Annotated in this window: 26 protein-coding genes and 1 other RNA gene; 17 read left to right on the top strand and 10 right to left on the bottom strand. The window is 44.0% G+C overall.

The features are described from left to right. The first annotated feature begins 135 nt into the window (after nt 1-135). Nucleotides 136-1,206 carry an mRNA surveillance protein pelota gene (locus OCC_RS00265; RefSeq protein ID WP_004066321.1) on the top strand — a complete coding sequence of 357 codons (1,071 nt, stop codon included), beginning with the start codon at nt 136-138 and terminating at the stop codon, nt 1,204-1,206. Here the strand turns inward: OCC_RS00265 and OCC_RS00260 are convergent, their stop codons facing one another. The 5 genes from OCC_RS00260 to OCC_RS00240 are packed head-to-tail and all read right to left on the bottom strand — an operon-like array spanning nt 1,207 to nt 5,915. Beyond that, nucleotides 1,207-2,193, bottom strand: coding sequence for an AIR synthase family protein (locus OCC_RS00260; protein ID WP_004066324.1), 987 nt, complete (start codon nt 2,191-2,193; stop codon nt 1,207-1,209). It lies immediately after the preceding gene. Then, nucleotides 2,171-2,986: a 7-cyano-7-deazaguanine synthase gene (locus OCC_RS00255; RefSeq protein ID WP_004066326.1), complete on the bottom strand. Its 816-nt coding sequence runs from the start codon at nt 2,984-2,986 to the stop codon at nt 2,171-2,173. Before OCC_RS00255 ends, OCC_RS00260 begins: the two co-directional genes overlap by 23 nt. Nucleotides 2,987-2,998: 12 nt before the next feature. Beyond that, nucleotides 2,999-3,838 carry a class I SAM-dependent methyltransferase gene (locus OCC_RS00250; protein WP_004066328.1) on the bottom strand — a complete coding sequence of 280 codons (840 nt, stop codon included), beginning with the start codon at nt 3,836-3,838 and terminating at the stop codon, nt 2,999-3,001. Nucleotides 3,839-3,885: 47 nt separating this feature from the next. Next, nucleotides 3,886-4,818 (bottom strand): dipeptidase, encoded by a 933-nt coding sequence (locus tag OCC_RS00245; RefSeq protein ID WP_004066330.1) that lies wholly within the window; start codon nt 4,816-4,818, stop codon nt 3,886-3,888. A gap of 26 nt (nt 4,819-4,844) precedes the next feature. Further along, a complete protein-coding gene (locus OCC_RS00240; RefSeq protein WP_004066332.1) occupies nt 4,845-5,915 on the bottom strand; it encodes a hypothetical protein in 1,071 nt (356 codons plus the stop codon). Nucleotides 5,916-5,986: 71 nt separating this feature from the next. Between OCC_RS00240 and OCC_RS00235 the strand changes: the two genes are divergently transcribed. The 5 genes from OCC_RS00235 to OCC_RS00215 all read left to right on the top strand — a co-directional run bounded on the left by OCC_RS00235 (nt 5,987) and on the right by OCC_RS00215 (nt 9,689). Continuing rightward, the gene (locus OCC_RS00235; RefSeq protein ID WP_004066333.1) at nt 5,987-6,535 is read left to right on the top strand and encodes a DUF531 domain-containing protein; all 549 of its coding nucleotides are present in this window, start codon (nt 5,987-5,989) and stop codon (nt 6,533-6,535) included. Next, entirely contained in the window at nt 6,517-7,026 is a 510-nt protein-coding gene (locus OCC_RS00230; protein ID WP_004066334.1) for a signal peptidase I, read from the top strand. The genes OCC_RS00235 and OCC_RS00230 overlap by 19 nt, the downstream gene beginning before the upstream one ends. Nucleotides 7,027-7,149: 123 nt before the next feature. After that, nucleotides 7,150-7,899, top strand: a complete 750-nt coding sequence (locus tag OCC_RS00225) for a lipoate--protein ligase family protein (protein ID WP_004066335.1) — start codon at nt 7,150-7,152, stop codon at nt 7,897-7,899. Between the two features lie 139 nt (nt 7,900-8,038). Further along, on the top strand, nt 8,039-9,172 hold the full coding sequence (locus OCC_RS00220; RefSeq protein ID WP_004066336.1) for a site-2 protease family protein: 1,134 nt from the start codon (nt 8,039-8,041) through the stop codon (nt 9,170-9,172). Nucleotides 9,173-9,176: 4 nt separating this feature from the next. After that, on the top strand, nt 9,177-9,689 hold the full coding sequence (locus OCC_RS00215) for a TIGR00725 family protein (protein ID WP_004066337.1): 513 nt from the start codon (nt 9,177-9,179) through the stop codon (nt 9,687-9,689). Here the strand turns inward: OCC_RS00215 and OCC_RS00210 are convergent. Then, nucleotides 9,682-10,416 carry an RAD55 family ATPase gene (locus tag OCC_RS00210; protein WP_004066338.1) on the bottom strand — a complete coding sequence of 245 codons (735 nt, stop codon included), beginning with the start codon at nt 10,414-10,416 and terminating at the stop codon, nt 9,682-9,684. The genes OCC_RS00215 and OCC_RS00210 overlap by 8 nt on opposite strands. Before the next feature lie 116 nt (nt 10,417-10,532). On the opposite strand from OCC_RS00210, the gene OCC_RS00205 reads away from it, so the two are divergent. Then, on the top strand, nt 10,533-11,498 hold the full coding sequence (locus OCC_RS00205; RefSeq protein WP_004066339.1) for a TIGR00269 family protein: 966 nt from the start codon (nt 10,533-10,535) through the stop codon (nt 11,496-11,498). Here the strand turns inward: OCC_RS00205 and OCC_RS00200 are convergent. Next, nucleotides 11,485-12,492 carry a radical SAM protein gene (locus OCC_RS00200; RefSeq protein ID WP_004066340.1) on the bottom strand — a complete coding sequence of 336 codons (1,008 nt, stop codon included), beginning with the start codon at nt 12,490-12,492 and terminating at the stop codon, nt 11,485-11,487. The two genes, OCC_RS00205 and OCC_RS00200, sit on opposite strands and share 14 nt — an antisense overlap. A gap of 102 nt (nt 12,493-12,594) precedes the next feature. Between OCC_RS00200 and OCC_RS00195 the strand changes: the two genes are divergently transcribed. Both OCC_RS00195 and OCC_RS00190 read left to right on the top strand, forming a co-directional pair. Then, the gene (locus OCC_RS00195) at nt 12,595-13,209 is read left to right on the top strand and encodes a hypothetical protein (protein WP_004066342.1); all 615 of its coding nucleotides are present in this window, start codon (nt 12,595-12,597) and stop codon (nt 13,207-13,209) included. A 4-nt stretch (nt 13,210-13,213) separates the two neighbouring features. Continuing rightward, nucleotides 13,214-13,510: a transcriptional regulator gene (locus tag OCC_RS00190; protein WP_004066343.1), complete on the top strand. Its 297-nt coding sequence runs from the start codon at nt 13,214-13,216 to the stop codon at nt 13,508-13,510. Here OCC_RS00190 and OCC_RS00185 read toward each other — a convergent pair. Then, complete coding sequence (locus OCC_RS00185) at nt 13,507-15,492, bottom strand: DUF460 domain-containing protein (RefSeq protein ID WP_004066345.1); 1,986 nt, start codon at nt 15,490-15,492, stop codon at nt 13,507-13,509. The genes OCC_RS00190 and OCC_RS00185 overlap by 4 nt on opposite strands. A 121-nt stretch (nt 15,493-15,613) precedes the next feature. Here OCC_RS00185 and OCC_RS00180 point away from each other — a divergent pair, with 121 nt between their 5' ends. Continuing rightward, complete coding sequence (locus OCC_RS00180) at nt 15,614-16,207, top strand: hypothetical protein (protein ID WP_004066347.1); 594 nt, start codon at nt 15,614-15,616, stop codon at nt 16,205-16,207. Here the strand turns inward: OCC_RS00180 and OCC_RS00175 are convergent. Continuing rightward, complete coding sequence (locus tag OCC_RS00175) at nt 16,204-16,479, bottom strand: acylphosphatase (RefSeq protein ID WP_004066355.1); 276 nt, start codon at nt 16,477-16,479, stop codon at nt 16,204-16,206. The two genes, OCC_RS00180 and OCC_RS00175, sit on opposite strands and share 4 nt — an antisense overlap. Nucleotides 16,480-16,560: 81 nt before the next feature. Here OCC_RS00175 and cutA point away from each other — a divergent pair, with 81 nt between their 5' ends. The 5 genes from cutA to queC all read left to right on the top strand — a co-directional run bounded on the left by cutA (nt 16,561) and on the right by queC (nt 19,142). Next, on the top strand, nt 16,561-16,866 hold the full coding sequence (gene cutA, locus OCC_RS00170) for a divalent-cation tolerance protein CutA (protein WP_048874650.1): 306 nt from the start codon (nt 16,561-16,563) through the stop codon (nt 16,864-16,866). Next, complete coding sequence (locus OCC_RS00165) at nt 16,863-17,450, top strand: endonuclease dU (protein WP_004066358.1); 588 nt, start codon at nt 16,863-16,865, stop codon at nt 17,448-17,450. Before cutA ends, OCC_RS00165 begins: the two co-directional genes overlap by 4 nt. A gap of 173 nt (nt 17,451-17,623) precedes the next feature. Then, an RNA gene (ffs, locus tag OCC_RS12185) (signal recognition particle sRNA) lies at nt 17,624-17,936 on the top strand. A 39-nt stretch (nt 17,937-17,975) separates the two neighbouring features. Then, the gene (locus tag OCC_RS00160) at nt 17,976-18,389 is read left to right on the top strand and encodes a hypothetical protein (RefSeq protein WP_004066367.1); all 414 of its coding nucleotides are present in this window, start codon (nt 17,976-17,978) and stop codon (nt 18,387-18,389) included. 33 nt (nt 18,390-18,422) lie between these two features. Further along, nucleotides 18,423-19,142, top strand: coding sequence for a 7-cyano-7-deazaguanine synthase QueC (queC, locus tag OCC_RS00155; RefSeq protein WP_004066369.1), 720 nt, complete (start codon nt 18,423-18,425; stop codon nt 19,140-19,142). 44 nt (nt 19,143-19,186) lie between these two features. Here the strand turns inward: queC and OCC_RS00150 are convergent, their stop codons facing one another. After that, on the bottom strand, nt 19,187-19,681 hold the full coding sequence (locus tag OCC_RS00150) for a THUMP domain-containing protein (RefSeq protein WP_004066371.1): 495 nt from the start codon (nt 19,679-19,681) through the stop codon (nt 19,187-19,189). A gap of 64 nt (nt 19,682-19,745) precedes the next feature. Between OCC_RS00150 and OCC_RS00145 the strand changes: the two genes are divergently transcribed. After that, on the top strand, nt 19,746-20,948 hold the full coding sequence (locus tag OCC_RS00145; RefSeq protein WP_004066373.1) for a hypothetical protein: 1,203 nt from the start codon (nt 19,746-19,748) through the stop codon (nt 20,946-20,948). Beyond that, nucleotides 20,945-21,475, top strand: coding sequence for a metal-dependent hydrolase (locus tag OCC_RS00140; protein WP_004066375.1), 531 nt, complete (start codon nt 20,945-20,947; stop codon nt 21,473-21,475). The genes OCC_RS00145 and OCC_RS00140 overlap by 4 nt, the downstream gene beginning before the upstream one ends. Nucleotides 21,476-21,486 lie beyond the last annotated feature (11 nt).

The raw sequence follows: 21,486 nt of genomic DNA, 5'->3' as shown, positions 1-21,486 counted from the left end.
TGTTTGTGGTTCTCCGCAGAGCGGAACATCCCGCGGTTTCCACCGCCTAGTCGTGGTGAATAAAGGGTGTTGCTTTTTAAAAGTTGCGCCTCATTATTTAAAAAGCAAGCCTCAAATCTTGAATGGGTGGTGAGAGTGAAAATAGTTCATCAAGACCCCAAGGAGGGCAAGATCAAAGTAAAAGTTGAGACGCTCGATGATCTCTGGCACCTCTATCACATTATTGAGGAAGGCGATGTTGTTTACGCTAAAACCCTCAGAAAGCAGAGCCAGAGGAGTGATTCCCTAAGACCCGAAAAAGTCCAAGCGATACCGGTGTTTCTTGGGGTTAAGGTTGAGAAGGTGAACCTCCACAGGTTCGCAAACGCCCTAAGGATAACTGGCCCCATAGTGTATGCTTCCCGAGAAGAGGTTCCCCTAGGCAAATACCATACAATAGCAGTAGAAGAGAACGACACGATAACGATACAGAAAGAAAAATGGAAAAAGCACCATCTTGAGAGGTTAGAAGAGGCTGTCAAGGCCTCTCAAAGGGCTAAGGTTATGATAGTTGTAATTGACGAGGGGGAAGCTGACATAGCTGTGGTTAGAGAGTACGGTGTGGACATCATAGCAAACGTGACTCACAACCTTGGGGGGAAGAGGTATAACTCTGACAGGGAGAGCGAGGAGAAAAAATTCTTCCACGATCTTGCCAAAACGATGATCGAAATAATGGAAAGGGAAAATGTTGACAAGGCTATTGTGGCTGGCCCGGGATTTGCAAAGGAGAACTTCTACAAGTTCCTAAGTGAGAATTATCCCGATCTAGCCAAGAAAGTTGTTATAGAAGACACAAGCGTTACGGGAAGGACTGGCATCTATGAGGTAATCAGGAGAGGCACCGTTGATAGGGTTTATCACGAAAATAGGGTTGCAAAGGAAATCCAGCTTGTAGAAAAGGTCATTGAAGAGATCTCCAAGAACGGGCTGGTTGCCTATGGCTTGAAAGAGGTCGAAGAGGCTGCAAATTACGGGGCTATAGATACGCTTTTAGTTCTGGACGAACTGCTGAAGGGAGAACACAAGGAAAAGATAGAGGAGATAATGGAGTTCGTGAGGGGCACAAGAGGAGAAATAGTAATAGTTAGTTCGGAACACGAAGGTGGCGAAAAGCTCAAGGCCCTTGGTGGCATTGCCGCACTGCTGAGGTATAAGGTGAAATGATTAGTACACCTCTGCATATGCATCTCTTTCAAATTCCGGGAACTCCTCTTTCTTGCCGTTTTTAATCAATACTCTTTCCCTTTCTTCTGTGAATCTCCCAATGACAAAAGCCCCTATTCCGTTTGTTTGGAGCTTTTTGATTAATTCTCTCGTATTTTCCCTTGGTGAGATAATGATTAAAGTCCCCGTTGAAGAGACGGTTAGCGGATTTACGCCGTAGAAGTTCACGACCTTCTCCACAAGCGGATGCATATAGAGGTTCTCATAATAAACCTCAAACCCCACTCCGGAGTTGTCAGCTATTTCGTGCAAAGCCGTTAAACCGCCTTCAGTTGCGTCGTGCATTCCCCTTGCAAATTCCCTTGCCAAAAGTGCATCTCTAACAACGCTCTCAAGCCTGTACATCCCCCTTAGATGAAAGATTTCTGATGGAGAGAGTACGCTCTTGAGTTCCTCGGCTTTAAACCACGCAGCTCCCACTGCGAACTCTACCGCAACTCCCTTTGTGATAACTATGTTATCTCCCGCCTTAGCTAGCGGAAGCTTTAGTTCATCCTTTCTCACAATTCCAATAACAGTTGTTGTGGCTGTAAAGTCGTTAATGGTTTTATAAACGCCAGTGTGGCCTCCCACTATAGATGTGTCGTATTTTTTGCATTCCTCTTTAAGCTCCTCCATAATCGCTTTCAGCTCTTCCTCTTTGGCTCCGGGGGGTAAAAGAAGGTCAACAATCAGCCATCTAGGCCTTGCTCCAAAAACGGCTACATCGCTTGAGGCAAAGTGGTACGTGAAAAATCCAAAATGCTCCCTTGGAACTCCGAGAACCGGGTCTGTGGCAATCACAAGGTAGTTATTCTCATCATATTCCAGAACAGCCGCATCAAAGCCCTCTTTTGGCCCAACAACGATTTTCTCATCGCCAACGGGAAGGTCAGATAGAATTATTTTTCTCAAAATTTCGTTTCTAATTTTTCCCAGAGGAAGCATTGGCAGACCTCCTTTTAATGCCTTCGAGGGCAGTTTTAGCTTCTTTAAGCGCTTTTTCATTACATCCGTGGCACATTATTCTAAAAGACGGCACAAGGACACTCATCCTTACCTTATGCTTTCTTGCAATTTTGCTTATTTCATAGTTCGCCTTATATGCCAAATCGAAGTACTCCTCCTTTATTACCTGCTCCTTGTCAATATACTGCAGAGGGCATCCTTCCCTCCACTGCCTCCTCCTTCCGTACTCATACATCCTAAAAACTCTTATATCTGCCTCTTTTGCAAGGGCTTCAACTTCTTCAGCCGTATAGTTTATTAGGGGTCTCAAAATTGGAATCCCAATCCTCGGAATGGTGCTTAGTCTGTGGTCTCCTCCCCATTGATCCAGCAAAGCGCCTTTTATTTTGTCGTTTGCGTTGTCTCCTTTAGCGATGATGTCAAACCCATTAATCCTTGCAAACCAGTAGGTGTTTTTAAGCATGACCTTCTTACAGTGAATGCATATGGGGCCCTTTTTTCCGAGAGAGTTCCTCAGAAGGCTTTCGGTTATGTCAACTAGGTAATGCTCTACTCCAAGAGAGGCTGTAAATTTAAGCATGTGTGGAAGGGGCTCTCTCCAGCTCCATCTATGAATGAAAGTTATTGCAGAGATATTTAAGCCAGCGTTTTTGAGGAGATAAAGGGCTAAACTGCTGTCCTTGCCTCCGCTAAACATAAGCAGAATCTTCTTTTCATAGAAGCCTTCTCTACTTGCAAAGTCCTTCAGTTCCTCTATGGCCTTAGAGAGCACGGCAATCACCGGTTATGGCTTTAAGGCAACTACTCCTAGGGCTTCTTCGACTCTCTTAACTCCCTTAAACCCCACCTTTCTCAACCTCTCAATCACACCTCTCTGGAGATCTTTTTTCCTGTATTTCTTGCCGGGATTTCCTACGTAGTGAAATAGCCTTCCTTTTGGCTTTAAAACCCTAAACAGCTCAGCATAAAATTCTTCACTATAAAGGTGTCCGGCAAGAGAAAACCTTGGGGGATCATGTATTATCACATCAAAGCTTTTGTCATTAAACCTCTTTATCACCTCAAACGCATCTCCCTGGATAAGCTGAATGTTTTGGGATGTAAAAACCTCCCTGCTCCACGGGTTGAGTCGAGCAAGTTCAATGACGTTCGGATCTTTTTCAATTGTAATTACATAAGCCCCTCTTTTTGCGCTTTCTATTGCCGTATATCCCAACCCCATGCAGGTGTCTAGGACAAACTCCCCTTCTCTTGGATTTACTGCTTCTACTTTACTCCGGGTGTCTTTTAAGGGATTGGTGTCCTTTGTCCTGTGCATTCTGATGCCGTTTATTTCTATGGTTGGAGGAATTGTAGGAACGAGCTTGTAAAAGCCCTCAGCGGCGATTGCGGCTTTATATAATTGCCCCTTACTCAAAAAGTAAACTGTGTTTTCGTCCTTTGCTATCCTTTTCAGGATGTCTTTTTTCACTTCACTTCCATCGGGAAAAACGACTTTATCTTCCCTAACGAGGACTACATGCGATCTGTTCGTTTTCCTCAAATCAAGGTTTACCCTAACCTCTCCCCGGGAAAGCAGTATAATTCTGGCCTCTCTAAATGTTAAGAAGTAAATTTCTTCCATGTCCCCCACTCAAGAGAGAGAAATGCAAAGGAGTTAAAAGATTTTGGTTATCCAACGACTTTTTCAAAAACCCTTTCAAAGTTTTTAAATGCTATTGCTTCAACTTCCTTCTTGCTAAAATTCTCGCTTAGTCTCTTCAAAAGCTCTGGAATTCTGCTTTCGTTCTCAAATCCCTTGATGCTTTTTCCACTCCATCCTTTGAGGTAGTAAACGAAGTCAAAACCAAATCCAACGTGTTTGTAACCGGTTAAATCCACTATGTACTCTACGTGGGCAACCATTTTGTCCAGCGTTGGGTTTTCTTTGTCTACAAAACCCGGGATTGCATTGATACCTATAACACCGTCTCTCTCCGCTAGGGCTTTTATCTGATCGTCTTTGAGGTTTCTGGGATTTGGGCAAAGGGAGTAAGCATTCGAGTGGGAAGCTATCACCGGAAACGCTGTTGTGTTGATAACGTCCCAAAAGCCCTGCTCGTTTAGATGGCTTACATCCACAACTATGCCGAGTTCTTCCGCTTTTCCAAGCACTTCTATGCCGAAGTTGGTTAGGCCTCCTTTTGTTCTCTCAAAAACACCGTCCCCTATGGCGTTTCTTAGACTCCACGTCAACGTTAGAACCCTTAAACCTAAGGCGTAGAAAACTTCAAGCAGGTCTAAGCTATCTTCTATCGGCTCTCCACCCTCCAGTCCAAGCCAGAGTGCCACTTTTCCATTCTTAATGGTATTTCTCATGTCTTTTACGCTGGTCACAAGCTCAAAGCTTGGACTCTCAATGACGTCTTTGTGAAAGTTGTTCAATACCTCCAAGGCATACCTCAATGCCGTGGCTCTTTTTTCTGGTTTTGTCCAAATAGCCATTACCCTCGACTTTATTGTATCTCCAAAGAACCTCTCAAAGTTTCTCTCTAAGACTGCGTTGCCGTTCTTTCTTTCCTCATAGATATAGGTTGGCAAATCAGAATGAGCATCGAATATCACGATTTTCACCCATAAGGTATCTGCTTTTAGTATTTTAGTATTTTTCTCAGTTCCGCCAGTGTGGCGGCACGGATATGAATATCAGGTATCAGCTCAGCTATCTTGAAAGCACCTTCAATTTCCCCACTTTTTAGCATCCCCACGGCTATTTCTGCCATAATCTCAGAGCGCAGCTCCACGTCTTCAATGTTCATAGAAAGCTTTAACGCTTCTTTAAATCTTTCGAGTTCAATCAGTAGCTTTATTACGTATTGTAGATAGTGCTTGGGCATTTGGAGTTCTTGGAGATATTTAAGGGCTGTTTCAACTATTTGGCCATACCCAAGGGTTTCGTTCTTTTTCATCCATAGTGCTACCTCTAAAAGACCAATAAACATCTTCTCGTCGTTAAATGTGCGTATAATTAATTTGGTGGCGTAGATATACTTGCCTTCCGAGACGGCTTTTCTTATTTCGGGCAAACCAACTGTGGCCAGGGTTCTCGCTAGATCGATTTCCCTTTCAACAGTCGCAGCTTTTGCTGGTACGCGGAGCTTTTCAAATAAGTCATGGGCTCTCTCGTAGAATTTGATAGCCTCTTCTGAGGGGAGCTCATCTCCAACGCTTTCTATTATGTTTCCTAAGTCTATGAGGTACTCGGTCTTCTTCACATAGTTTACCCTTAGGTTGACCACTATGTCAAAAACCCTTTCAAATAGATCCAAAGAGAGATCCACAAGTCCGGAAATGCCCATATAATACGCAATATTTGCAAGGGGGTATATCCTATCTTCAGGCTTCTTTATTTTTTCCGCTTCCTTTACTGCGTCTTCAAACAGCTCCAGGGCGTATTCTGTATCTCCTATCTTGTAATATGCAGAGGCAATATTCGCGAGTGCTTTTGCTTTCTCTCCCTTGTCTTTAATTTTTTCAGAAAAATATTCTGCATCCTCCAAAAAACCATAAGCCATCTCCATGTCTTGTGGGTAAATTACCTTAGCCATAGCACTGAGAGCTAACACTTTATCTAGATTATTGTCTAGATTGTTAACTAATTCCAATGCTTCTTCATATTTTCCGTTCCTCACCAAAAACACAATATCCCCAATCTCAACCATCGTTATCAAAAAATATATTGGGGAAACAACTTAATAAACATTCCCACTTTCCTAATATCAGGTGATTCAGGATGCTTACCTTGGCCCTCTACAATTCATACGATCCCAAGAAGCTTCACGAAGCGCATCTGAGAGCCATCGCTAGAGCGGCTCCCATCTGTTATGCCTTCGATTTCCACCTTGCCCTCATAGGGTTCCCCTTTGAAAAAAAGAAACCGGCTGAAATAGCTGAAGAGATATCCCAAAATACAACAATTGGAGAGGGCGGAAAATACCTCATAGAGCTTGCAAGGACAAACAAGTTTCACCTCATTGAGTTTCCAAAAGGCGGCTTCCCTCCCCAGTTTGGGCATATTGTGGCAACTACACGGAAGCCCAATAAAAACAAGGAAATATCTTCTCATCAGCTTGCAGAAAGGGCTCTTAAAGGGGAAAGCTTTATGCTAATTGTTGGCCTTGGAAGGCATGGACTTCCGAAGGAAATCTTTAAGTTGGCTAACTATCATTTAGATATCACCGATGGAAAGAGAATAAGTCTGGAAACATGCACTGCCATAGGTTCAATACCAACGAAGATTAGAACAATCATGGAGGAATTGAAATGGAGGAAAAGTTATTAAGTGGATGGAAGGGGGACGTTGCATTTCTTCTCATCAGCCTTGTGGTTGTTTTTGCTCTTCATAGTGGTTTAAAGATTGCCCTTCATACAGACTCGCCACTGGTTATTGTAATAAGCGGCTCAATGGAACCAACATTTTACCGGGGAGACGTTGTTCTTCTCAAGGGAGTTCCTCCGAGTGAGATAAAGGTTGGGGACGTTGTGGTTTACAAGAGACCCTACACGAGGTATCCAATAATTCACAGGGTTAGGGATATAGTTGAGTACAATGGAAAAAGGTGCTTTGTGATTCAAGGTGACAACAATTGGATACACGATTTCTACCCCCTTGACATAAAGGAGTTTCCTTATCTTAAAAACTATATCGGTCTAGCTGAGGGAGATGTCCTTCCCTGCATCCCTCAAGAGGCTATTGAGGCAAAGGCGCTGCTGGTCTTTCCAAAAATTGGGTATCCTCCACTAATCGTGAGAGAAAGGCTTGGACTGGGATGATGTGAAGGGTAGGTTGCTGAAGGGTGATGAGCTAATCGGCCCCTGACCGGAATCTTCCCCTCTATTTTTGTTCTTTAGGCACACATTTTTAAGCTCTAGCTCTCTTCACTCTTTGGTGATGTTATGAGATTCATTCCCCTAATAGTTGCAAGACCTGAAGTGCAGATGGCAATAGATGAGGCAATAATGCAGGCTAGAATTGAAGGAAAAGTTGAAGATACCGTTAGGCTTTACGTTTTCAAGCCGAGTTCCATTACCATCGGTAGATTTCAGAGCGTTGAACACGATGTTAATCTTGACAAGTGCAGGGAGCTTAACATCCCTGTAGTGAGAAGAATAACCGGCGGAGGAAGTGTCTTTCACGACCAATACGGCGAGATAACCTACAGCGTGATCATAGGGGAGGATTTTCACGAGAGCTTGAAGAACATAGAAAGAAGCTACAGGTTTTTAGCGGCTCCTCTCGTCAGAGCGCTTGAGGAATTGGGAATAAACGGTGGCTTTTCTGGGCTAAACGACATAGTGGCTAACGGCAAGAAAATCAGTGGGTCTGCACAAACGAGAAGAAAGGGAATTATCCTACAGCACGGTACCTTTATGTATGCAACTCGACTTGAAGTTCTCGCTTCAGTACTCAAAGTTTCCCGGAAAAAACTGCAGGACAAGGGAGTTTCGAGCATATGGGAGAGGGTGACAACACTTGAAAGGGAAGGGATAAGGCTCAGCAGAGATGAGGTTTATGGGCTGTTGAAGTCGAAGTTCTTTGAGGAGTTCCCCCTTGAGGAAGGAGAACTGACAGATTATGAACTTGAACTTGCAGAGAAGCTTATAGAAGAAAGATACGGTAACGAAAAGTGGAACTTCCAAAAATAATGCTCAGCGATCACCTTTCCATCCTCATCTTTCGGTTCGCCCATCACTCATCATCGCATACTTTTCTTGAGGGCTTTTGTTTTTAAGGATATGCACTATCTTTTTAAACTTCCCTTGGGAGTGAAATTAGGTGGACAAAATGGTGAGCTTAATTACAGCAATAACTTTGATACTTGGCTTCTGGGGAGTTCTATATCTCGCATTTGGAAGGAGGGGAGAAGAGAAAGAAGAAGGTCTGCAGGTTGACCTCTTCGTTGCGATATGGAGAACCAAAAGGTTTGTTAACTTCATAGACAAAGTTGGGACGAAGTATAGGAAGTTCTGGAAAGGTTATTCCACCGTTGGTATAATAATCGGCTTTATCGGAATGGTTTATGTTTTCTACACCCTCTTTAATCTTGCCATGCAGAATATTCGCACAAAAGCCGCCACCCCAGGTGTTCAGCTTGTTATACCCGGCATTACAATTCCCCTATGGTATGGGCTGATAGGGCTTATTGTAGTTATGTTCGTCCATGAATTAAGCCACGGATTTGTTGCTAGGGCTGAGAATTTGCCCTTAAAGTCCGTTGGTCTTGTGCTTTTCTTCGTGATTCCGGGTGCGTTTGTTGAACCGGATGAGGAGGAGTTGACAAAGGCTCCCCTGCTGAGTCGTCTAAGGGTTTATGCTGCTGGCTCTATGGCGAATATTGTAACGGCTCTTCTGGCTATTCTGCTTTTGAGCTATGCTTTAAATCCCATAATACAGCCAGCTGGAGTCGAGGTTTCCAAACTGGCTCCAGAGGGCCCTGCTAAAAGCTACCTCCAAGAGGGAGACATCATCGTGGGGATAAACGGCCAGCAGATAGCAACAGTGGAGGAATTCTTCAACATAATGAACAAAACAAAGGCTGGAGAAACGATAGAAGTTGAGGTAATACGCAAAAGGAAAAAGGAAGTCATTAACATCCCCTTGGGCTCTCATCCAGACAATCCGGAAAAAGGATACCTCGGAGTTTACCCAGCGCAACACATAACCTCAAAGGTGGGCTTTAACGGGATCGTGCTCCCTCTGGCGTTTTCACTTTACTGGATTTACGTGCTAAATCTTGGCATAGGATTGATGAATCTCTTCCCCTTAGTTCCGCTTGATGGAGGAAAGATGCTTGACGATGTTTTGAAAGCCTTCCTTCCTTCCAAAGTTGCCAAATCCATAACGTACCTATTTGTAGGGATAGGATTGTTTTTGCTCGCTGTGAACCTCTTCCCGGCTTTAAGAAGCCTTCTGGGGTGATAGAATGATCCAAATAGCCATAGCGGGTTCGAGTGATAATGAACCTCTGCCAAAAGCAGTCAAAAAGACAAAAGAATTCATCGAGGAGTTAGCTAAGCACAAAGATAAAGTAGTTCTCCTTACCGGAGGCAGAGGGGGCATTATGGAGATAGCGAGCAGGGAATTTGCGAAGTTTGGAGGAGTCGTTGTGGGAATTCTCCCGGAGAGGCAGGAAGGAAATGAGTTCAATACAATCAGAATAAAAACCGGGATGGACTTTGCGGAGAGAAGTGCAATTATGATTAATTCAGCCGATGTTTTGGTGGTCTTGGGAGGAGGAATCGGAACTATGGTGGAAGCATTGATGGCATATGACTATTCGAAGCCCCTTGTTGTGGTTACGGACACAGGTTATCCAAGCGACAGACTTGAGCTTCTCGCTCAGGATGGCTACTTTGACCACAAAAAACTCGTGAAAGTGCACTTTACAAAAGATGCAAAGGAAGCCGCCAGACTTGCATTGGAGCTTGCTAGATAATGTTTATCTTTCCGTTTTCCAACTTAAATATGCGCGTGGTTGGTTTAAAGTTTGGCAAAGGGGATTTTCTTATGAACATCTTCTCCTCAAGCCTTCCTTCTTGAGAGCTAAAGTCGATCTGGTACTGGCTGTAGAGGGAGAGCCATGAGAGGTATCTTTGGGAGACCCTGTCCCTGTTGAGGAGGGTTATGTTTATCGGTCTCTTCCTTTTCTCATGAAGTAGAGCGTTTTCTTTTGCTGCCAAATTCTTTTGGAGGTTCCTGAGTTCTCTTTCCTCCCCTATTAGAAACGCAAATCCATCCGCAGTTACCTGTATCCCTATTGGTCTCCTGTCTTTTATTCTCTCGCTCAGCATTTTTCTGTAAAGGCTCATAAACTTTGGGAGATAAGTTTCTCGATCCATATTTTCATAATAGACGTACGGTTGTTGGTAGTTTATTCCATAAAACGATGCAAAAACGTCAATTATGCCGAGGTTTCCCTTTTCGCCTTCTTTAAAGATGTCAAAACCAATTCTCCTAAGCTCCATGTTCAGCATCGAAAGGGGAAGCACGGAGTTAATTATCACCCCAAAGTCTCCTTCTTCTATCCTTTTTCTTAGGATTTCGAAGGCAAGAGTCCATCCCTGTGAATAGGTATCATAAGTTATCAAGACAATACTGTCCTCTAGTATCCCTCCTCCCAAGGCTTCATCGAGCTGTGGAATCTTAGTATTTATGAGCTCCATAGCAATCACCAACAAAATTATCACTGTAAGTAACGAAAAGATTTATTTAAATCTTTTCGTCTATAGGGAAAGGTTTTTTAAAGAAAAGTCTCTTCCTGCAGTGAGGCGAGAGAAAAATGAAATGTACAAAGTGTGGAAGAGACGCTGTTTATCATGCGAGATATGAGGGGAAGTTTTACTGCCACAAACATTTCAATGAAATGGTTGAGAGCAAAGTAAAGCAGACGGTGAGAAAATACGGATTAATTAAGAGAGGGGATAGAATAGCGGTGGGAGTGAGCGGTGGAAAAGACAGCGTTGTTCTTCTTCACATCCTTCACAAGCTCAGCCAGAAGTTTCCTTTTGAAATAATAGCGATAACCATAGATGAGGGAATAGCCGGTTACAGGCCAGAGAGCGTTGAAATAGCGAAAAAGAATGCAAAGATGCTTGGAGTAGAGCATCGCATCTATTCCTTCAAGGAATACATAGGCTTTACCCTCGACGAGACCGTCAATATAATGGGGAGCTTTGAAAAGGGAGAAAGGGTTGGGGCATGTTCCTACTGCGGCGTTTGGAGGAGGTGGTTGTTAAACTATGCCGCTCAGGATGTCAATGCTGACAAGCTTGCCGTTGGTCATAATTTGGACGATGAAGTTCAGATGTTTCTCATGAACATTATGCGTGGAGATGTGGCTAGACTTGGGAGAACTGGCCCTTACTATGAAGTTATTCACGAGGGTCTTGTGCCGAGAATAAAACCCCTTAGGGAAGTACCGGAGAAGGAAATAGTACTTTATGCGGTTTTGAACAACATTGAAGTAGATTTTTCTGAGTGTCCCTATGCGGTGGAGGCATTTAGGGCAGAAATCAGAGACTGGATAAATGAAATGGAAGAAAAGCACCCGGGAACTAAGTACCAAATCCTGAGAAGTTACGATAAGATGTTTCCACTTTTGGCGAAAGCTTATGCCCATAGGGATCTCAATAGATGCAAAATCTGTGGGCAGCCGACAACTGGAGAGATATGTAAGGCATGCAGCTTCAAGCTTCAAGTGCAGGAGAAGGCAAAGGAAAAGGGAATCACTTTTAGAATCGAGTGAATTCTCCATAGACTGGAATCTTTTCGCCACATCGGGGACATCTGTTGTCCCTTAGATTCCATTTCAGCACTTTGTAGCCAGAACGTATTATCAGCTTTTCGCCGCATTTAGGACAATACGTCGTTTCGTGTTCGATTGAGCCAATGTTCCCAATGTAAACGTAATTCAGATTGTACTCCTTTTGAGCGATCTTCTTTAACTTTATCAGCTTTTCTACTGGTGTAGGTGGCTCTTTCCAGTAGTTCATCGGGTAATAGCGGTTTATATGTAGGGGAACATCCTCTCCGAGCATTTTTAAGTGCATATTAAAAATCCAGTTGTAACATTCTTCAAAATCGTTGGTATTTGTGACCACAAGGTAAACCATCTCTACATGGGCTCCTAAGTTTATTGCTTCTTTGGCGTTTCTGAAAACCTTCTTGTGATCAACGCTTAGAACTTTCATCTTAGGGCACCCTTTGATGTCTATGCTGAAGCCCGAAGCTCCGCTTTCGATGAGATTTCTCAAAGCTTTGAGGGTGAAATAACCATTTGTGACTAAACAGCTGTATAGCTCTTTCCTTTTTCCGAGCTCAAAAACATCCAGAAGGTAAGTGTAAAGGGTCGCTGGTTCGTTAAAGCTTGCACAAAGACCGGTATCTCCATTCTTTAAGGCTAGGCTCACGAGCTCTTCTGGCGGAACTTCCATGATCCACTCGGGAATATCGGAAAAGCTTAGATGGTAGTTTTGACACCAAGGGCAGTAGAAGTTGCACCCAAAGCCGGAGAAGGTCAATGCGGTGGAATTTGGATAGTAATGGAAGAAGGGCTTTATTTCAATAGGTCTGCTTTCGATAGCACTCAGTTTTCCATAGCCTATGTGCACCAGTTTTCCCTCTAAATTGGTGTAGTTCCTGCATATCCCTTTCTTGCCCTCTTCTATCAAGCATCTTCTTTCACAGACAAGACACCTAACGCCCCTGCCCTGTTTTTCGTAAAGCTCTTCAATTTTCATCAGAGAAATTTGGTTTTTATTTGGCTTAAGGTTTTCTCTGAAATTCAGAGAACCCCACGCTATAAATAAATAAGAGTACTATTCTAAATTAAGGTGAGGAATATGGAAGATGTTAAAGAACTTAAAAGTGTGCTTGAGAGGGTTGAGGGCAAGCTGATAGCAGCTGGGAAGATGTACGGGGCGATGAACTTCGGGGCGTGGCTGTGTGTAATGCTGTTCTACTATGTACTCGTGGGTCTCTTCGACCTCCCGTGGCAGTTCAACCTCGTTTACTGGCCGGTCGGCCTTTTCGTGGCGATGAGCTTCACGGGAAGGGCGTGGAGAATGTTCAAGAGGCTCGGAGAAGTCACGGGAGAGAAGGTTGAAATCTCCAAAAGCGGTGCAACTCTAATCATCGCATCCTGGGTGGCTGCCATGATCATTGGATGGGGGGTCATTCCCCAGTTGGGCCTCGGGGTCAACGGAGAAGCAAGCAGTGCCATGGGTTTCCTGACCTTCATCACCCTCGGCGTCCTCGGAATGTGGTTGATTTTTGCCAAATACGGCGGAGCGGAGCGCGAGATAATCCCTGCCTTCCTGCTCCCCGCTATTGGCATCCCCCTCGCAAGGGGAATGGAGAGCGGATCGATGGCATGGGCGGGCTTTCTCGTTGCGCTTGCCTTTTCGATGACGATCATGTGGTACATCTACTCCGCCTTCAAAGCCGTCGAGCGGTGATAAAATGGAAGCCCTCAGGGAGCTGAGCTCCAACAGCGTCCTTGGCAACCCGATAAGGCTCGCCATCATGCTCTACCTCCTGCCGAGGGAGAGGGCCCTCTTTAGAGACCTCTTGGAAGTACTCGAGGTAACTCCGGGCAATCTGGATTCTCATCTTAGGGTTCTTGAAAAAGCCGGGTATGTAAAACTCAAAAAAGTCTTTTCCGATAGGCCAAGAACTGCAGTGGAAATAACTCAAAAAGGCGCTCAAGAAACCGGGAAATACTTGAGGTTGCTTCGAGAAGTCCTGAATGGGATTTAATGCTCTTCTTCTGCCTTTTTCTTAAGCTCCTTGATCCTCTCAAGCCGATATTCCTCAACAAGCCTTAGGAACTCTTGAACTTCCCTTTCTTTTTCTTCTTCTTCCCAGCGCTTCAATTTTTCTTCTATTGCACCTTCGAGCTCTTTCCTATCAACTATTGCAAAGTCATCAACCCTCTTCACTTCAATCTCATCCTCATAGAGGACTGGTATTTTGTTTTCCTTTAGCGTTTCATATACAAGGTTTGGTAGTGTTTTTGCACTTATTAGGGCTTTTATCCTCTTTTCTGCAAGGTGTTCTGCTATGCTCTTTCCAGCACCTGAGGGATTAACAACGTAGAGGACGTCCTCTTTTTTAATACCCGCAGAACGCTCCAGCTCCTCAATCTCTTTCCACGTTAGGTTTTCGATTACCTTTAGAGGAACTGCAGTGCCTTTAAGTTCCAACAGGTGCATCCTCTTTGTCAAGACCAAGTCTTTGCTGAGCTTTTCTATTATCAATCTCGCTTCTCTAAGTTCTTTCTCAAGGTACTCTATTCTTTTCTCTCTAATTTCCATCTCCTTCTCTCTGATGATCTTTTCCCTGATTCTCTCGTCATAGGCTGCCAATCTATTCTCCAAGCCTTCTATAATTTTTCTCTGCTCTTCAATTACGGCTCTTAGCTCTTGATTCTCTTTCTCCAGCAGATTTATGGTATTTTCGAGTTCCTTTATCTTTTCTATGTAGGGAGTAACGTCAACAGAGGTCTCAGTTACCTCGGCAGTTTTTATTTCTTTGCTCTTTTCTTTTTCTTTTACTTTCAAAATAGCCTCTCCAAGATTGTATCCCTGGATTACGAGAGCCTTTATTTCCTCTCCCTTCTTTGTGATGCCCATCTCTCTGAGTTTTGCTTCGACATGGTCAAGCTTTGGCTTCAGGCGGAGGTATGCTTTGTAAGCTGCAGCTAATGCATCTCTTTGGTGATCGTCCTCAACGCTTATGCCTAAGTTCTTTAAAAGCTCATTCTTTTCCTCAACTTTTAAGCTCTCCCGCGGAACGAAGAGCATTGCCTTAAAAGAGCGAGAAATTTTCTCCACCAACCCGGGAGCAGGGTTCACATCGGTGGCTACTATTATTGGATGACCAACCTCGCTTATAAATCTCACAATATCGCTAACGGCCATGTTTCTCTCACTGTAAAGTGCTAAAATCTCGCCGTTCAAATCCAAAGCGGCTATTCCAACGGTAATACCGGGATCAAGCCCTACAATAATGCTCTTCCTTTCTCTTATGGCGCTTTCACTCTTTAGGGGCACAAACTCAAAAGTCTTCCTCTCCACCGGACGGATTCTTATTTCAACATCTCCCCCCTTCATGGGCTTTATAAGACCTGCAAGCTCCTCTCTGGATGTATAGACCCTAAACTCTCCCCTTTCCAGCCCCTGGTCTTTCTCTTTAATTTCGAGGTCGAAAGGTATGTCGGCCCTCTTGAGGGTCTCTTCAATTTCTCTGACTTTGTTCTGGATTAAGTTATGGACCCTTCTCCTGTATCTATCTTGACTCCACCCACCTTTTCCTTGACTTCTTCCTCTTGAGACCTTTATAATGACCTCATCTTCAAAAGGAAGAACTTCATAACCTACTCCCTTAGCGGCTAAAAGGGCACATACCTTTGCTTCCTCATAGGGGTTGAACTTATCCCCTACTCTTATTCCGTGTTCCTTAGCTAGACTCCATAGGGGTTTTTGCTCTCCAGGTCTGCCGGTTACCTGAACTATCTTTGTCCCCTGCGGAATTGCCCTTATAAACTTCCTAAGGTACTCTCCAAGCTCGTGGATGTTGTCCATGGCAACAATATCGGGTTTTTTAGCCCTTATAAATCTCAGAAGTCGATAAAAAGTAAACTCACCGTGCTTGATTATCTTTCCATTAAACCAGCTAACCACGGCAAAACGTTTTGGTTCTTCACTGATTATATCAATCCCAACGATCAGAATAGGCATCACCCTCACTTCACTTACGTGTCTTATTTAAGATACACGCTTTAAAAGATTGTCTCTTCGAACTGCGGAGAAAAGCTTAAATATTCATCTGTACACAATATTGTATAAGAGGTGGTCAAAAGTGATGCTTGTATTGGATGCTTATTTTAAAAACTTTCCAGCCAGGAGGAAGGTGGCGGAGTTCCTTTTTGAAAACGGGCTAAGTGTGAAAAATGGAAAAATCTATCTGAGAAACGTTGAGGTACCAATAAGCGAGCTCTCTCGTGTAATAGGTGTGAACAGGAAAATAATCTACCACACCATAGATTACATTGAAAACACCTATCCTCTGCGAATGATATTTGAGAAGCTAAACCCACTTCCAAGCCTTGTAAACGTAGCACCCATCATGGGATGGGAGGTTCTTGAGATAGAACTTGAGAAGGAGGAGTACTCCCATGCCCTTTCTGAATTGCTTAGGTACCTTTACGAGAATGATGTTCCAATAATGGAGATATTCAGCAGGAACCTTAGGCAAGAGGACGCCAAAGCATACATCGTTATAGATGGGACTCTGCCCGTAGAGGTTTTTATGAGAATAAAGGACATCCCAGGGTTTAGAAAGCTCGTTCTCCACACTCCCGAAAAGAGCAAAGAAAAAGTTGTATGCAGTTACTGTGAAGTTAACTACTGCCCCAAAAAAGTTGTTATTGAAGGGCTAAATTACAAAGGTTAGCCCACTACCCTAAATCCCTTCTCACCCTTTGGTTCTTCCCACTCTACCTCTACCCTTGTAACCCTTGCCCAAGGCGGCCCCTGATGTGCCCACCCTATTAATGCCTCGACTCTCTCCCTTTCTCCCTCAATTACAGCCTCTACGCTGCCATCTGGGAGATTCCTTACCCATCCGTTAACACCGAGTTTTCTCGCTTCTCTTTGCATGCTCCACCTAAATCCTACTCCCTGTACTCGGCCGTATATCCTTAGATGTGCCCTCACTATCTCCATCCACTCCCCCCATTAAAAGTAACCTCCATAAAATTTAAGTTTATCTTTACCAACTCTTCCCGGGTGTGTGAAATGGGTGAGATGATACTCGTATACACAACGTTTCCTGACTGGGAAAGTGCTGAAAGGATAACAAAAGAGCTGCTGGAGAGAAAACTAATTGCCTGCGCCAATTTGAGGGAACACAAGGCTTTTTACTGGTGGCAAGGAAAGATTGAAGAGGACAACGAAGTTGGTGCAGTGCTAAAGACAAAAGTTGACCTCTGGAGTGAGCTCAAAGAAGCTCTAAGAGAACTGCATCCATATTCTGTGCCAGCAATAATAAGGATAGATGTGGATCACGTTAATAAAGAATACCTAGACTGGCTTTTAGAGGTAACAAAATGATCCGGAAAGTAAAGCCCCAGATAAGGGTTATCGGCTTCGATGACGGCACTTTTTCTTTTAAATCTAAGCTCAGAAAAGGTCGCACTATTTTAGTTGGCGTTGTTATGAAGGGTTCTCAAGATGTTGTAGGAGTAGTCACAAGGTGGATTGAAATCGATGGTAAAGATTCAACCAAAAAAATGATTGATGCAGTAAATAACTCCCGATTTAAGGACTTGAGGGTTATAATGCTCAAGGGAATAACGTATGCGGGGTTTAACGTCGTTGACGTGGAAAGATTAAGCAAAGAAACTGGATTGCCTGTGATAATAGTAATAAGGAAAAAGCCCGATTTAAAGGCCATGGAAGATGCCCTGAGAAAGCATTTTGTAGATGCCGATGAGAGAATTGCGCTTCTTAGAAAAGCTGGGGAGATAAGGGAACTAATCCCTGGGAAAGTATTCTATCAAGCTTATGGGGTTCCTCCACAGCAAGCAGAGGAGATAATAAAACTAACCCAAAAGAGCTCCCTTATACCTGAACCTTTAAGATTGGCTCATATGATAGCCTCTGCCGTAATTACTGGAGAGTCTAAGAAGGAGTAGATCTAGGCTGAATCTTTGTTCTAACCAAGCCTTCAATGAAATCAGTCCCGGAGTAACCTATCGCAATCAAACCCAGAGCCATCTCGCGGGTTATCTCTTTTTCACCCCAGTAAAGGCTGGCCCAGAGATGATTACCAAACCTTTATATAGGCATCGAGAATATTATAAAATGGCGGCGGACTAGGCTGGGGGGTTCGGCGTCCCCTGGAACCCGAAACCGTCGATATGCGGGGGCCGAAGCCCGAGGGGCGGTTCCTAAATCCAGCGGCGGAAGCCGAGAGGAGCCATGAGCCCCTGTCCCACGGGGCCGGCGGTGGGAGAGGCGGAGCTGAAGGGCTCCGCTAACTCCCTTTGCCCGCCGAACCCCGCAAGGCCCGGAAGGGAGCAGCGGTAGGCGGGACGTTCGGCGCTCGTGGGGTAGCGGGGGCGAGCAAGTCTCGGTGGAAGCCGCTGGAGGAGGGTTCCCACCCTCGGGCGCGTCCGCCGCCGTAAAAATTTTAACTAAATCAAAACAATTTTCGTTTGATGATTACTCTTTCCCAAAAATCAAAAATTCAAAAACTAATCTTAGCTGTTGCACTTCTTGAACTATTTATTGGGTTATCTCATCTGGGTTATGCTTACTATGCGAAGTTCACTTGGGAGTATGATGAATTTCTCTACGATTGGGATGATGTTGGGGGAAATTACGGAGTATTTTGGCTATTTTGGGGCATTTTAACGCTTTTGTATTCATTTGGGGAGGTCAATAAAATAAAGATCCCTGTTCTGCTTTTGCTATCCGTTCCACTCTTTATGGGAGGTATTGGAGTTTTGGCCTTGGCTGATAGGTTATTTGGGCAACTTAAATTTGACGTATTCACTATTTTTGCTCTACTTTACAGCCTTTTGTTCTTTGAGTCTCTGATTGTGATAGTTTTTCTTTGGAAAAGTTCATAACCTCAAGGTTCTACCAAGGAAGGGGTGAGGTGAATGAAAAGAGCAGTTGTCTTGTTTAGTGGTGGGCTTGACAGTACGGCTTGCTTATACTGGGCAAAGAAAAATTATGATGAAGTTATTATGCTAACCATAAACTACGGCAGCAATGAGGAGAAGGTAACCAATAAAGTGGCGGAGTTTTTTTCAAAGGAGCTTAATGTTCCGCTGAAAGTCATCAAACTTGAGTTTTTAGAGGAATTCTCCAAAATTAGGGGAACAACTTTAGTTGGAGGGGAAACTCCAAAAGTCGCTGCAAAAGATTTAGAAAGCATGGAAATCGCTCAAGAAACAGCAAAGAGCGTTTGGGTTCCAGCAAGGAATGTAGTGCTAATATCTGTAGCTGCTTCGCTTTTGGATGCCCTTGGAGGAGGAGACATTATAGTGGGCTTCAATGCTGAAGAAGGGGTTACTTTTCCTGACAATACTCCCGAATTTGTGGAGAAAATAAACGAGATGCTAAAATATGGAACCATGGTAGATGTAAAAGTGGTCGCCCCCCTCATAAATCTGGATAAGAAGGGCATAGCAAAGCTGTTGAAAGAGCTCGATGCAAAATACGAGTATTCCAATTCATGCTACATGCCCCAAGGTTTTACGGAAGATGGGAAGCCCATTCACTGCGGCGAATGTGAGAGCTGTGTTAGAAGGCATAGGGGGCTTATTGAAGCCATCGGGGAAGACAAAACCGTCTATAAAATCAAGCCTAAGGTATAACTTAGCACTTATAACTTATACCAGTGAAAGTTAAAAGTGAGAGCTTAAAACTCCACCCTCTTTTTTACGATTTCTTCTGGCTTGATTATGCTTAGACCAGTCTTTTTGCCGAGAACTTCAATCCAGACGTACCAATCTGGATTTGTGAGGTCTACTTTAGCATTTAACTCCTCCTTTATTTTTGCTCCGAGCTCTATCTCTATCTCCTTCCCAGATGAAATCCAGTTGCCTCTTCTTTTGCATCTGACTGCAAAGCTGTCTCCCTTTTTGATATATTCCTTTGCAAGCTGAAAGGCTTCCTCAAGAATCCTCTCTTTTTTGCTCTCCACGAACTTTTCTATGGGGAGTACCCTGAAGATAGCCGTCGTCTCAAATTCTCTGATTCTCTTGAGTGCCTCATCTTTGCTTAAGGAAGTCCGAACTATCAGCACTCCTCTCCACTTTGTTCTCCTTACCCTTGCATCCCCAAGTGCCCATTCTAGTTCAAGGGCAGCATCTCCTTCTCTTCCACCCGGCACGGTTACAAGCAACGTTGCCATTTTCTTCACCTCTATGGACAAACTTATATATTCCCCCGCCTAAAACTTAGACTTGGTGGGTAAAATGGAAAGGCAGAGTACACTTAAAGTTTATTCCCCTCCCTCTTATGAAGTCTACGGTTTGGCAAAAAATCCTTTCGAACAGTTAGCAAGCGAGGGCATAGAGGACGTGGAGAGCATACACGTTTATCAAGAGGTAGACATGCGTCTCTCGATGATAATTTCAGAGGTAGTTGGGAATAAGAGCTCAATAGCCTTCTCCCTGATCGGCCCCCTTGGAATGGGGAAAACACAGAGGCTTAAAAGCATCTATAAAGCGATATCAGAACAAGGTGGGAAACCAATCTACATTAAAGTTGACACAAATGACATTTTGAAGCTCACGAGAGATATGTTTAACGGTCTGAAGCCTCCAAAAACAAGAACCAACATCTTTTTTGAGAACCTCTCAAAGAAGCTCGGCTTTATAGACAGGCTTGAAAAGATGCTCTCTTCAACCAAGGAGTATAAGTCTAGGGACATTGCAGAGATGCTTACAAAGGAGCTCAGCAAGTATCCATATTCCGCCCTCCTTCTTGACGAGCTGGAAAACATGCAAACGGCAAGCGAGGAGGATAAGATTCTATTTTTTGAGATGCTCAGGCATTTTATAAGCAACATGCCTCCGGGATGCATTTTTGGCTTTGCATGCGTGCCGGAAGCGTACGAGGAGTACTCCAAAATCTTCCCGGCGTTCTTTATGAGGCTCCACTACGAGTTCAAGCTTAGACCCATGAGCCTTGAAGAAACCTTTGAACTTGTCAAAAAGAGACTCAACAAGGTTAGAATAAGAGATACAGACGATCCAATATATCCCTTTACAGAGGATGCTATAAGATTAATCCACGAGCTTGCAAAGGGCAATCCAAGGCAAATTTTAAGACTTCTGCACTACGTTTTAAGCGAGGCCAGCAAACATAAATTTGACCCCATAGATGACTATGTCGTCACCACAATTCTGGAAGAGCCCAAGAGCCTGGAGGAATACCTGACAAGGATTCCCAAAGAGTACAGAGACCTCGTGGAGGTTATAGTGTACAAGTTCAATGGAGGGCCAGTGAGTTATATTCAGGTTGCAAAGGAGGTCAAAAAACCAGGAGTCCAGGTTTATGAGCATCTTGAAGAGCTCATACGGCTTGGATTCCTAGTGGGAGACCCAAAGGGCAACTATAAAGTGCCAGAATACGTTAGAAAATTCCTAGAAGAGCAGAAGGAGGGCGAGGAGTGAACTACGAAGGGCACGTGCTTAGCGGCATCTTAACCTATCCCCTTGCTGTCCTCCTTGCATCTTTTTTGAAATACTATGCAAATATCCCCTTTGAGCTTACCGCACTTTCCATGATACTGGGATATGGGGTTTATGTTCTAGGCTCTGACCTGCCTGACCTTGATCATCCAGAGGCGCTTATACATAGGGGCGCTAAAGCGATAGTGGCTGTAATGGTTGGCAGTGCAGTTTTTGTTAAAGGAGGAAATCTCTTATCAATTGGAAACAACGTAGTAGATCCGGCCTTTGGATGGTTTATAGCTGGATTGTTTGCTTTTGGCTCTTGGTACGCTTTTTCAGCCTTAATGCCCAAGCACAGGGGAGTTGTCCATTCCTTAACCTTTGCACTCCTCTATGGGGTTTTGGTTTTTGCTACCTTTGAGTACGGTCTTGGGTTTAAACTTGGGGAAGCATTGTTTATTGGGTTTGCCGCATTTTTGGGGTACACTCTTCATCTGATAGTCGATCGTGAGGTAAAGATAATTTAGTTCTCAGATCT

It is taken from the genome of Thermococcus litoralis DSM 5473, assembly GCF_000246985.2.
Classification (GTDB): Archaea; Methanobacteriota_B; Thermococci; order Thermococcales; family Thermococcaceae; genus Thermococcus_A; species Thermococcus_A litoralis.
Note: the sequence above shows the minus strand (reverse complement) of the source record. Positions and strands in the feature narration are given on the sequence as shown.